The sequence below is a fragment of the Novosphingobium sp. G106 genome, from assembly GCF_019075875.1.
Taxonomy (GTDB): domain Bacteria; phylum Pseudomonadota; class Alphaproteobacteria; order Sphingomonadales; family Sphingomonadaceae; genus Novosphingobium.
Genome location: NZ_JAHOOZ010000001.1, coordinates 6161117 through 6172107, shown reverse-complemented (window position 1 = coordinate 6172107; position 10991 = coordinate 6161117). Strand labels below are relative to the sequence as shown.

The window sequence follows — 10991 nt, the reverse complement described above, 5'->3', positions numbered from 1 at the left end:
ATCATCGCCGCGAAGACCTAACCGTGGCGGCTCTGCGGCGCCAAGCGGCGGAGCAGGGCGTCGATACGTCAGTTCGCTCGAGCGGCGGCGCGGCCCTCTCTCGCCGAAGGGGAAGAGGCGCGTCCGATCACGTCTGGAGACATCGAAGAGCTGTTCATGAAGGACGCCGAATCCGCTCTGATACAGGCTCTTACGATGCTATTGGGAGTATCCGAATGGTCGATAAGGTGATCGTGATCACGGGTGCAAATGGTGGTTTGGGCAGGGCGTTGGCGCAGCGGTTTGCGAGCGACGGGGAGCAGGTCGTGCTGCTGGGCCGTACGCTGGCCAAGGTGCAGGAGGTGGCAAGGGGCATCGGCGAGCGTGCCATGGCGGCCGCCTGCGACGTCATGTCGCCCGCATCGGTCAAGCCCGCATTCGCGGAGATCGCCGGCGTCTATCCCCGATCGACGTTTTGATCAACAACGCCGCGGTCTTCGATCCTTTCGACGAAGAAGCGTCCGACGATCAGATCATGAACGGCATCCTAACTAATCTTGCGGGACCAATGCTCTGCTCGCGGTCGGCCATTCCCATGCTGGAACGGTGAGGGCTGATTATCAACATCAGCTCGTAATCGGTCGACATGCCGTTCCCGCACTTGCTGGTCTACCAGTCCACAAAGGCAGGCTTGGAGCTGCTTCCCAAGGGCCCGCAGCTCGAACTGGAAAACCGGGATATCCGGGTCACAACGGTTCGCGCGGGTCAAAATGACCGGCCCGGGCCAGTCGGCCGTCATGGGAACCCGAAGCAGGGATGCGTTTCTTCCAAGCGTGCCTCCAACGAGGTTTCAATCCGATGGAGCGGGGCTCGACCCAATATGAATCGGCGACCGGCCTGTTTCGGTATCTGATCGATCTACCCGCCGAGCGCATCTCGACATAGCCACCTACCAAGCGCGCAAGTCCGGCTGATCGTTTCCATTTGATCGCCATGGCACGGCAAGGCCGGTCTCAATTGAGCAGGATTACTCCATGACATTTCCTTCCGAAGGCAAACTCTACATCGATGGCCAGCTGCGCGATGCGGCAAACGGCGCCAAATACGAGGATATCAGTCCCTGGACCGGTGAGGTGGTCGCCTATGCGGCCGATGCCTCCGCCGAGGACATGGAAGAAGGATCCCGCCGCGGCGCGGCGCGCGTTCGATCATAGCGGATCGCTCCACCACCTCGGACAAACGCCTGGCGCTGGTGCACAAGCTGGCCGAACTGATGAAGGCCAATCGCCAGAGGCTAGTCGACATTGCCATCCACGAAACGGGGGCGGCCATGGGCGCCGTCAATATGGCCAATGCCGCGGCCCTCGAATCACTTCGACAGCTATTCGAGATCTACGGCACGATCGAGTGGGAGAAGGCCATGCTCGACAAGGAGGTTTGGGGCCCTGTCCATCGCCGCCTCCTGGTCAAGGAGCTGGCTGGCGTGGTGGGGGCTATCATACCCTTGAACGTCCGCTCTATATCACGGTGGGCAGGTGATCCCTGCGCTGCTGTCTCGGCTGTACCGTGATCCTGAAGCCGGCGCCGGACACGCCTTTGATGAGCACGATCATCGGCGAACTCGCAGCCGAGGCCGGCTTCCCCGCGGGCGTGCTGAACGTGGTGAGCGGCAAGGAGCCGGCCCTGCTGGGTGAAATACCGGTTACCGATCCGCGCGTCGACGTGATTTCCTTCTCACCGGCTCGACTGCGGTGCCGCCGCATCATGGAGATAGGCGGCCCGACGCTCAAGCGCCTGTTCCTTGAGCTGGGCGGCAAGTCCGCAGCTATTATCTTCGAGAACGCCCCCAATTTCGCCGAGGCTGTGGGTCAGTCGACGTTTGCTATCACGGGGGCAAGGGCTGCGCGACGATCACGCGACTGTTGGTACCGAAAGCCGCTACGACGAAGCGGTGACGGTGCTGGAACACGCCTATGACGCTTACGCGCAGTTGTGGGGCAAGGCAGAGGACCCCACGAATTTCATGGGACCGTTGATTTCTGCAGCGCCAGCGTGACCGGGTCATGGGCTACATCGAAGCCGGCAAGCGAAGGCGCCAGGTTGATCGCCGGCGGTCAGATAGCCACCGATAAGGGCGGCGGCTTCTTCATCGAGCCGACCTGTTTTGTCGACGTTACCAACGACATGACAATTGCGGCGTGAGGAAATCTTTGGTCCTGTTCTTGTAGTCATACCTTTCAAAGACGATGAAGACGCGATCCGTATCGCCAACGACAGCGAATACGGACTGTCTGGCAGTGTCGTGTCGGGCGACGAGCTCCGCGCGGTCCGCGTTGCCAAGCGCATCCGCACCGGCACGGTCGGTGTCAACGGCGGTATGTCGATGGATGTCGATCTCCCCTTCGGCGGATACAAGCAGAGCGGGCTTGGCAAGGAATGGGGCCTCGAAGGCTTCGAGGAATATCTCGAACCAAGGTCACGTCTTAACTAGGGCATGGTGGCGTCGGAAGTTAGGAGACTGCCGACGGACGACGCCTTTACCCGTCGTCGCGGTGACATAATGGCACAGTGGAAGGACCATCGATGACGCAAGTTATGAAGGGCATTGGGGGCCCTTGAAGTGGCGCAGTTCACTTTCGTACCGGCGGCGGGCGGAGTGCTTTCCTGATTGGGGGGCGGATTTTATCAAAATCGAGCGCCCGGTGCCCGGCGACACCCAGCGCGGCTTCATTAGTCCGTTCGGTCGCAAGGTCGATCCGCTGCGCAACGGCATGATGAAGCACCCGGAACTGCGGCAAGCGTAGCGGCGGAGTCGATATCTCTACAGACGAGGGCCTGTCCATAACGCTTATGAGATGGATCTTCTGATCCAAAAAAATTCGCGAACATGGACAAATACGATCCCAGAAGCAGGTCGCGCTCGTCGTGATGGATGGGGGAACTGGCTCAAGCCTCTGGCAGGAACCCCCGCCATGTACATTCAACAACAGAACTCCATTCGCGACGCCATCACCGCGGCGATCAATCTCGCCGACCGCGTGCGCATGGCGAACATCGCGCGGGTGGTGAACATTCTGCAGTCGATGGTCCTGACTGACGGACCCAGATTGAACCTTACGCCGAGCTACCACGTGTTTCGCATGTACGTTCCTTTTCAGGATGCAACGGCGCTGCCCATTGAAATCGACGCCGGGCGTTATGTCTCGGGCCAGATCAATCTGCCGAGTCTCGATGCGATGGCTGCAAGGCGAGAGACGGCCACATTTGGCTGGCAATGACCACTCTCGATCCCGACAAGTCGGTAGAGTTGGACTTGGCGAATGACGGGGTTCCAGCCAAAGGAGCCCAGGGTGAAACACTGACCGCCGAGAGGCTCGATGAGATCAACAGCTTCGAGAGACCCAATGCAGTCCCGCCCCGTCTCATTCGAGCACCGCTCAAAGACGAGAAACTGCATTTCACTCTGCCCGCGCGCTCGGTCACGGTTGTCCAGGTTCCGAAATAAAACTGGTCCTAAGCGGCTTCGCAGACTTGGCAGCGACCTCAATGGATCACCGCTTTTGAGAGCCCATCACCCGCGGTCGAATGTCCGTGATCAGGGGGTTTTACGATGGCCGCAAACTCGTTGATCGTGATGAAATTCGCTCGGGATCTGTCGACACGCATCGACCTGGGATTGCTCATTGGGGTGATTCGCTTGTCCTCGTTCTGGGAAACAACGACGTGCAGTCTCAATTTATGAGGCGCGGTCGCGGTTTTCTCACACGGCAGTTCGAGACGAAATAAGTGGGCTATCAGTCCGCGACAAGCGACCGATCAGCTAGCGACGCCGCTAAGCTCCTTGGCGGCTATTGTGCCCAAAATTTTTGGGTGAAACTTGGGTGAACTTCGCGCAGAATCACGATATGTTCATGGCACGTTCCGCGGTTATGAATGCGAAAAAATGACGGAAAACCGCCATTTTTGACGCCAACCATTTCGTTGACATCGTAGGGGTCGCAAGTTCAACCTTGCTACGCCCACCAGTCGCCATTCAGTAAAAAGCCCCGCTAACGCAAGACGTTAGCGGGGCTTTTGCTTCTCGCCCTAAGCTCGGCAGTGCCAGTATTTCATTGGATTTTTGCGTGAAATGAAAGCGGCAGCCATCTTGGCTAGGTCCGAAACCACGTCGTCGATCCCCCGCGATGGTGCCCAGATACTCCGGATCGAAGACGGCATAGCGGCTCGTTGTTCTGCCAAAAACTCCTATGCCCTAGCGCCATCTCGAGCTCGATGAGATCGACCCGGCGATCTGCGAGGATCGTCGCCATGCTGTGGCGGATCAATTTGGCACCCTCAGCCGTCTGGGATGCCAAGGTGCTGGCGCGCGCCATCCCAGGCGGAGCGGACGAGGCCGGCTTGACCTGGGTCACCACATCCCTCCCCTCGGAGTCATCGTAGCTGCTGCGTTCCGAACAGACGAACCACTCATCCGTCGACGAAAGCCAGAAATGCAGGAGATCTACAACCGCCGATCGGACGGAACTTCTTGGTCTGGATCCTCCCGGCCGGATTGAGCGCGAACATCCGCTCGTTCTGCATCCACTGTTCGCGGTTGCGATCTACGTTCATGTCGTAGATCGCGTCGGGGCGCGCCAGCGTGCAAATCGCGGCGCTCAGATATCGGCGAAAGGGAAGAAGCCGATCCGCGTGCCCAGCGTAGTTCCTCGCCCCGCGCACACTATAGTCCAGAAGCTCGCCGATCGCATTCACAGACAGTCGGTACGTCCGCCCCGGCGTCACCTGGTTGCGGGTCTTGTGCGTAAGCGGTGGGACGTAGCGGTGCGGCGGGCCTTGAAGGCATAGTTCAAAAAGCGGCCTTGAGCAGACCATGCCTTGAACATAGGGCGTCACGCCCGTCGGCAATCTCTGCCGGATAATTCCAGCGATCGGTCAGTCCATCGTCCACGACTTATGCCAAACGATTGTCGAAGGGTTGTGGATCCTGATCCACCTAGGTTCGGCAAGGAGCAGATGAACCGATGGCAGATATTGGGGAGCCGTTTTGAACCGCTGAAGGTCGGCTATGTTGGCGTCAGAAGCCGAGCGTTCGATTGCGCAGCGCCGCGCAATCGGTATCGACCGCCTCGGGACCCTGTTTGCCGGTCAACGCGCGGCCGACCGCCTTCAGCACGTTGCCGAACGACTTGGACGTCTCGCGGGACCATGATCGAGGGATCGCGGATCGTTCCAAGCGCAGAGACCGATCCGGGCAGGCGAAGAACGGAATTGCGTTTGGGCGCGCCGGTCAGCGTCAAGGCGATCCGCTCTTCGGGGAACGTTATCGTGCCTACGCCTCGCGTCTGGCTTTCGCTGGTGTCGACAAGGACCGGCGCCGCCGTACCGATTCCGCGACGCATGTCGAGGCGCAGCGCCGCGCAGCGCAGCGCGGCCTGCTTGCCCTCACCGGTGAAGAGTCCCTACCGACATCGAAGCCCAGCAGGCTCGCGAGTTTCGCCGGCAACGAGCCACCTTGAGCCATGACGCCGATCGTGCCGTCGGATTGCCCCACGACCTCACGGATGGTGTCGCCCACGCCGGTCAGGCGTGCTCTCCCGTCGACCGGTGCGTCGATCTCGCCCGTGCCGCCGGCGAGCGCATCGATGCTGCTGCCGCGCATGTCGAGCGCGATGGCGACCGTCGGCTGCGCCTGACCCTGGCGCTGGTCGACGCGAACCTCGCCCGCAATGACCCCTCGGCTGAGGCGCATCGTGAACGGCTTGGCGACCAGCAGGCGGTGGTCGAGGGTGAGCACGCCTTCCATGCTGCGCAGCGCCGAAGAGCCGGCACCCACTATGTTGTCTATGCGGATCGCGAGGCGCCCGTCGGTGTTCTTGATCTTGCGGATGTTGATCCGCGTGTTGGGAATGAGCTTGCCCTCGCGCTGTTCCAACGCGCGCGCAGCCGCCTGCCCGGCATCGGTCGATAGGTCCCCGAAGTCGAGGCGAGCGAACCGGATATCGCCGTCGAGTTTGGACCGGCCGCCGACCTTGTCGACGACAAGCCGGCCGGCAAGCCGGCTCGTTCCGATCGTCCCGGACAGATCGCTGATCGTCCATCGCCTAGCCTTGTGAGTGACGTCTGCGGCGAGATGGACGGGCTGCGTCCCGAACAAGCCAGCCTCGATCACGCGATCGATGAGCTTCAGGTCGCTGGCTCGTGCGGTCATGCGCAGCGTCATGTCATCGGTGCGCAACGGGCCCACCATCTCGCCTTTCATGCGCATGTCGATCGCCGGCCCCGAAATGCTCGCTTCGAACGGCCAGCGCTCGTCGGCCTTGCTCGCGGGGCCTTTCAAGGCGAGCGTGACGGGATTGCCGTCTATCTCTCCGGTTCCCGCCGCGACAAGCCCGCGGTGCGGATCGATCGTGACCTGGAGGCGCAGCGAGCGCTTCTGATGCGCGTCGCGGTAGCGAACTTCAGCCTTTACCGATTGGATTGCGGCGAGCGAAATAGGAGTGCCCGATCCGTCTTCGCCCGGCGTGCCATTCCGCCAGTTCACGCGCTTGTCGGCATCGCGCACGAAATCGAGCGTGACCTTCCGGCTGACAGCACTTGCGGATTTGCACGGCCGAAAATCGCGGGCAGAACCGCAACCCGCACCCGCAATGACGCGATCGACGCGAGTTTGCCCGGCCCTGCCCACTTGGCCTGCGGGATGTCGACACCCTTCACGCGGAGGATCGGCGTGAACGAGAACGGGCTTTCGCGCTCCAGCGCCGCGATCGTCACCGGGCGCGCGAGCTCGGCGCTAAGCTTGCGTTCTGCAAGTCCCTTGAGCCAGCTCGCCGGAAAGGCACCCGCGACCAGAGCCAAAAAAGCGGTGAAGACCGCGGCAAGGATGATGGCGACTTTGACTTGCCGCCGAGCGGGGATCATCGCCTGCAAATGCGCGGGGTGAGCGAACGTTCCGAACCAGCGGTCCTGCGTCGCGCCATGGGATGGCGAATGCCCAGCCGAAAAACATCCGGCACGCATCAAATCCGCGCCTCGCGTGTTGGACGGTAACTTAGCCCGCACAAGGATCGATCATGGCCCAGCCCACCAAGAAGACCCCCGGCAGCAATGGCGGCGAGACCCACCAGACAGTCGACGGCCGCGCCTCGGCTGAGATGCTGACGACGAACCAGGGCATCGCGGTTTCGGACAACCAGAATTCGCTACGCAGTGGCGCGCGCGGGCCGACGCTGCTTGAGGACTTCGTCCTGCGCGAGAAGATCTTCCACTTCGACCATGAACGGATCCCCGAGCGGATCGTCCATGCCCGCGGTTCGGGCGCGCACGGCTATTTCGAAGCGACTGCCGACATTTCCGATCTCACCAAGGCCGCGCTGTTCCGTAAGGGCGAGCGGACCGAGACCTTCGTTCGCTTCTCCACCGTCGCCGGAGGCGCAGGTTCGGTCGACACACCGCGCGACGTCCGCGGCTTCGCGGTCAAGTTCTACACCACCGAAGGCAATTGGGACCTCGTCGGCAACAACATCCCGGTTTTCTTCATCCAGGACGCGATTAAATTTCCCGACCTGGTCCATGCCGTGAAGATGGAGGCCGACCGCGGCTATCCGCAGGCGGGGAGCGCGCACGATACCTTCTGGGACTGGGCTTCGCTGATGCCGGAGACGACCCACATGTTGATGTGGGCGATGTCCGACCGCACCCTGCCACGTTCGCTGCGCACGATGGAGGGCTTCGGCATCCACACCTTCGTTCTGGTGAATGAGGCGGGCGAAAGTCACTTCGTGAAGTTCCACTGGAAACCCAAGCTCGGCCTGCAGTCGACGATTTGGGACGAAGCTCTCAAGCTCCAGGCCGCCGATAACGACTATCATCGCCGCGACCTGTTCGAGGCGATCGACAGCGGCAATTTCCCCGAGTGGGAGCTCGGCATTCAGGTTTTCGACAAGGCTTTCGCGGAAGCTCAGCCTTATGACGTGCTCGACCCCACCAAGCTGATCCCCGAAGACGACGTGCCAGTCCGCATCATCGGCCGGCTGGTGCTGGACCGCAACGTCGACAACTTCTTCGCCGAAACCGAGCAGGTTGCCTTCTGTCCGGCCAATATCGTGCCGGGCATCGACTTCTCGAACGACCCACTGCTCCAGGGCCGGCTGTTCTCCTATCTCGACACGCAGAAATCGCGCCTGGGCACGGCCAACTTTCACCAGATCCCGGTCAACGCACCGCGCTGCCCCTTCCAGAACTTCCAGCGCGACGGCCAGATGCAAATGATGGTGCCCAAGGGCCGCGGCAACTACGAACCCAACAGCCTCACCGATCACGGCGAGGAAGGCGGGCCGCGCGAGACCCCGGCCAAGGGCTTCGCCACGACGACCGAGCCGACCGGCGAAAGCGAGGAAGGCGACAAGCTGCGCGTGCGCTCAGAGACCTTTGCCGACCATTATAGCCAGGCCAGGCTGTTTTTTATCTCGCAGACGGAAAGCGAGCAGGCGCATATCGCCTCGTCCTTCGTGTTCGAACTGTCGAAGGTCGGCCTGCTCGACCAGGTTCCTGGTCGTATGGTCGCCAATCTGCGCAACGTCGACGAGGACCTGGCCAAGCGCGTCGCCGAAGGGCTGGGCATTCCTTTGCCGAAGAAGGCGCCGGCCGCCCGCGCGCCGGTGGACATGCCGCAATCCGATGCCCTGTCGATCCACAAGAACATGCACGACACGCTCGAAGGCCGCGCGGTCGGCATTCTGATCGCCGACGGAACCGATGCGACGGAGCTCGACGCCGTGGTCGCAGCGGTGAAGAAAGCCAAGGGCAAGCCTGTCATCGTCGCACCCAAGGTGGGCGGCGCGAAGCTGAGCGACGGCAGGGTCTGCAAGGCCGATGGCCAACTTGCGGGATCGCCCAGTCAGATTTTCGATGCAGTCGCACTCGTACTGTCCGAGGCGGGCACCGCCGCCCTGCTCAAGGAGGGCGCCGCGGTCCAGTTCGTCATGGATGCCTTCGGCCACCTCAAGGCCATTGGCGCGAGTTCGGCTGCCAGACCTCTGCTCGACAAGGCGGGCGTGGAGCCGGACGACGGGGTCACGGGCCTCGACGCGAAATTCTTGAAGGCTGCTTCGCGCCGCTTCTACGCCCGCGAGCCAAAGCTTCGAACCCTGGCATGAGGCTCGCGGCCATCGAATTCGCACGCCTGGCACAGCGCCTGTGACCCTGACCGAATCCCGGATCTACGCGGCGGGCGCCCGTCGTGGAATGAGGATGCCTGGGACATTCCTCGGGCCGATCCGCTGGCGGATGGGCGAAGCGACGTCGCCGTCATCGGCTCGGGCGTCATGGGTTCGATCCTCGCCGAACGCTTCAGCGCCGAGGGACATTCGGTAGTAGTGCTCGACCGTCGCCCTTCCGGAATGGGGAGCACCGCAGCTTCGACGGCCGAATCGATGTGGGCGATGGACGTTCCGATGAGCACGCTTGCGGCGGATATCGGAGAGGCGGAAGCCGCGCGGCGCTGGACGCGCGTCTACCACGCGGTTCGCGGTCTCGCCGATCGGATCGACGCGCTCGGGATCGATTGCGCGCGGCTAGATCGCCCCACCGTCTATCTTGCGGGCGGCCAGCTCGATGCGGACGGCCTGCGACGAGAGGCGGCGTTCCACGAGCGTCATGGTTTGCCCAGCGCCTTTCTGGATGGCGATGCGGTCGCACGGCGCTTCGGCATTCGGCCGCGCGCGGCGATCGTTTCCGATGGCGGCTTCGAAGTCGATCCGGTGCAACTGGCGCACGGGATGCTCGATATCGCGAGACGCGCGGCGCGCGGGTCCACTACCCCTGCGACGTCATCGCGATGGACGAGCACGAACAGGGCGTGACCCTCTCGCTGGCCGAGGGGAATAGGCTAGAGGCGCGTCAGGTGGTCTTAGCCAGCGGCTATGAGCGTGCGACGCTGTTTCTGCCGTCGCAGTTCAAACTCCTTTCGACATTCGTCATGGCCACATCCCCGGGCACTGCGCCGCTGTGGCGCGAGAATGCCATGATCTGGGAGGCATCGGATCCCTATCTCTATATCCGCGTGGATGCCGAGGGCCGGGTCATCGCCGGCGGCGAGGACGAAAGCGTGATCGATGCCCAACGACGCGATGCCTTGATCGGAACCAAGGCCGGCACGATCGCCGCCAAGCTTGCTGCCTTGCTGGGTTCGGACCCGCTGCCCGTCGATAGCGCGTGGTCGGCGACTTTCGGCAGTTCTCCCGACGGCCTCCCTGCCATCGGACGTGCCGCCCATATGCACCGTGTCTGGCTTGCCGCCGGCTTCGGCGGCAACGGCATCGCATTTGCGGCGCTCGCGGCCGATCTGCTGTCCGAGGGCTTCGCCGGACGGATCGATCCTGATGCAGCCTGCTTTGATCCCTACCGGTTCAGCGCGAAAACCGGCTTTTGATATGGGAGGGCCGGCAAGCGAGGCCTTCTGGCGCGAAATGGCGATCAGTGATCTCGATGGTGTCATTCGCGTTGCTCGCGAAGCCTTTCCTGATCACTTCGAGGACAGGCGCTGCTTTGCCGAGCGGCTTAAGCTCTTTCCTCAGGGATGCTTCGTACTCGACGAGGGGAACCGGCAGGATGCTGGGGTACCTCATTGCCTATCCGTGGACGGCGCGAAGCGCGCCGCCGCTCAATAGCCTGGTCCAAGCCCTCCCGAACGACGCCGAGGTGCTCTATCTGCATGATCTGGCTCTTCTCCGCGAGGCGCAGGGCAAGAACCTCACGCGGATCATCATCGACCGGTTAGCCGATCAGGCACGCCGCGACGGTTGGCGCGCGATCGCGCTTGTCGCAGTCAATGACGCCACCGCCTTCTGGGCCAAAGCGGGATTTGCGGAGGCTGACGAACCTGCAATGAGGGAGAAGCTCGCCAGCTACGGCGCGGGCGCAACATATATGACCCGAACCCTTGGTGCCTGAGCACATGGTCTTACCCGAATTCCGCCTGTGAGATCGCCTGGGTGAACTGCCATCGGCCAAAC

At 62.3% G+C, this 10991-nt stretch carries 14 protein-coding genes and 2 pseudogenes; 12 read left to right on the top strand and 4 right to left on the bottom strand.

Annotated features, from left to right (window positions below; genetic code table 11):
- The first annotated feature begins 215 nt into the window (after positions 1 to 215).
- From KRR38_RS36620 to KRR38_RS37960, 9 genes and pseudogenes are all read left to right on the top strand, one after another.
- Positions 216 to 589, top strand: a pseudogene (locus KRR38_RS36620) (SDR family oxidoreductase).
- A 424-nt stretch (positions 590 to 1013) separates the two neighbouring features.
- Positions 1014 to 1193 carry a hypothetical protein gene (locus KRR38_RS36615; RefSeq protein WP_254515047.1) on the top strand — a complete coding sequence of 60 codons (180 nt, stop codon included), beginning with the start codon at positions 1014 to 1016 and terminating at the stop codon, positions 1191 to 1193.
- A gap of 38 nt (positions 1194 to 1231) precedes the next feature.
- Positions 1232 to 1549: an aldehyde dehydrogenase family protein gene (locus KRR38_RS36610; protein WP_309141174.1), complete on the top strand. Its 318-nt coding sequence runs from the start codon at positions 1232 to 1234 to the stop codon at positions 1547 to 1549.
- Positions 1550 to 1578: 29 nt separating this feature from the next.
- Positions 1579 to 1956, top strand: a complete 378-nt coding sequence (locus KRR38_RS36605) for an aldehyde dehydrogenase family protein (protein ID WP_254515046.1) — start codon at positions 1579 to 1581, stop codon at positions 1954 to 1956.
- A 123-nt stretch (positions 1957 to 2079) separates the two neighbouring features.
- The gene (locus KRR38_RS36600) at positions 2080 to 2181 is read left to right on the top strand and encodes a hypothetical protein (protein ID WP_254515045.1); all 102 of its coding nucleotides are present in this window, start codon (positions 2080 to 2082) and stop codon (positions 2179 to 2181) included.
- Complete coding sequence (locus KRR38_RS36595; protein ID WP_254515044.1) at positions 2171 to 2470, top strand: aldehyde dehydrogenase family protein; 300 nt, start codon at positions 2171 to 2173, stop codon at positions 2468 to 2470. The genes KRR38_RS36600 and KRR38_RS36595 overlap by 11 nt, the downstream gene beginning before the upstream one ends.
- A 124-nt stretch (positions 2471 to 2594) precedes the next feature.
- On the top strand, positions 2595 to 2783 hold the full coding sequence (locus tag KRR38_RS30135; protein ID WP_217407046.1) for a CoA transferase: 189 nt from the start codon (positions 2595 to 2597) through the stop codon (positions 2781 to 2783).
- A gap of 51 nt (positions 2784 to 2834) precedes the next feature.
- On the top strand, positions 2835 to 3257 hold the full coding sequence (locus tag KRR38_RS30130) for an alpha-L-arabinofuranosidase C-terminal domain-containing protein (RefSeq protein ID WP_217407045.1): 423 nt from the start codon (positions 2835 to 2837) through the stop codon (positions 3255 to 3257).
- The gene (locus KRR38_RS37960) at positions 3254 to 3484 is read left to right on the top strand and encodes an alpha-L-arabinofuranosidase C-terminal domain-containing protein (RefSeq protein ID WP_217407044.1); all 231 of its coding nucleotides are present in this window, start codon (positions 3254 to 3256) and stop codon (positions 3482 to 3484) included. The genes KRR38_RS30130 and KRR38_RS37960 overlap by 4 nt, the downstream gene beginning before the upstream one ends.
- Positions 3485 to 4446: 962 nt before the next feature.
- Here KRR38_RS37960 and KRR38_RS30120 read toward each other — a convergent pair.
- The 4 genes from KRR38_RS30120 to KRR38_RS30105 form a co-directional block, all read right to left on the bottom strand.
- The gene (locus KRR38_RS30120) at positions 4447 to 4872 is read right to left on the bottom strand and encodes a hypothetical protein (protein ID WP_217407043.1); all 426 of its coding nucleotides are present in this window, start codon (positions 4870 to 4872) and stop codon (positions 4447 to 4449) included.
- Between the two features lie 181 nt (positions 4873 to 5053).
- The gene (locus KRR38_RS30115) at positions 5054 to 5212 is read right to left on the bottom strand and encodes a hypothetical protein (protein WP_217407042.1); all 159 of its coding nucleotides are present in this window, start codon (positions 5210 to 5212) and stop codon (positions 5054 to 5056) included.
- A 96-nt stretch (positions 5213 to 5308) separates the two neighbouring features.
- On the bottom strand, positions 5309 to 6541 hold the full coding sequence (locus KRR38_RS30110) for a hypothetical protein (protein ID WP_217407041.1): 1233 nt from the start codon (positions 6539 to 6541) through the stop codon (positions 5309 to 5311).
- A complete protein-coding gene (locus KRR38_RS30105; RefSeq protein WP_217407040.1) occupies positions 6517 to 6996 on the bottom strand; it encodes a hypothetical protein in 480 nt (159 codons plus the stop codon). Before KRR38_RS30105 ends, KRR38_RS30110 begins: the two co-directional genes overlap by 25 nt.
- A gap of 53 nt (positions 6997 to 7049) precedes the next feature.
- On the opposite strand from KRR38_RS30105, the gene KRR38_RS30100 reads away from it, so the two are divergent.
- From KRR38_RS30100 to KRR38_RS30085, 3 genes and pseudogenes are all read left to right on the top strand, one after another.
- On the top strand, positions 7050 to 9134 hold the full coding sequence (locus tag KRR38_RS30100; RefSeq protein ID WP_217397449.1) for a catalase: 2085 nt from the start codon (positions 7050 to 7052) through the stop codon (positions 9132 to 9134).
- A 54-nt stretch (positions 9135 to 9188) separates the two neighbouring features.
- Positions 9189 to 10408 (top strand): annotated as a pseudogene (locus tag KRR38_RS37955) (NAD(P)/FAD-dependent oxidoreductase).
- Positions 10409 to 10464: 56 nt separating this feature from the next.
- Positions 10465 to 10929 carry a GNAT family N-acetyltransferase gene (locus KRR38_RS30085; RefSeq protein WP_254515765.1) on the top strand — a complete coding sequence of 155 codons (465 nt, stop codon included), beginning with the start codon at positions 10465 to 10467 and terminating at the stop codon, positions 10927 to 10929.
- The last annotated feature ends 62 nt before the right edge of the window (positions 10930 to 10991 follow it).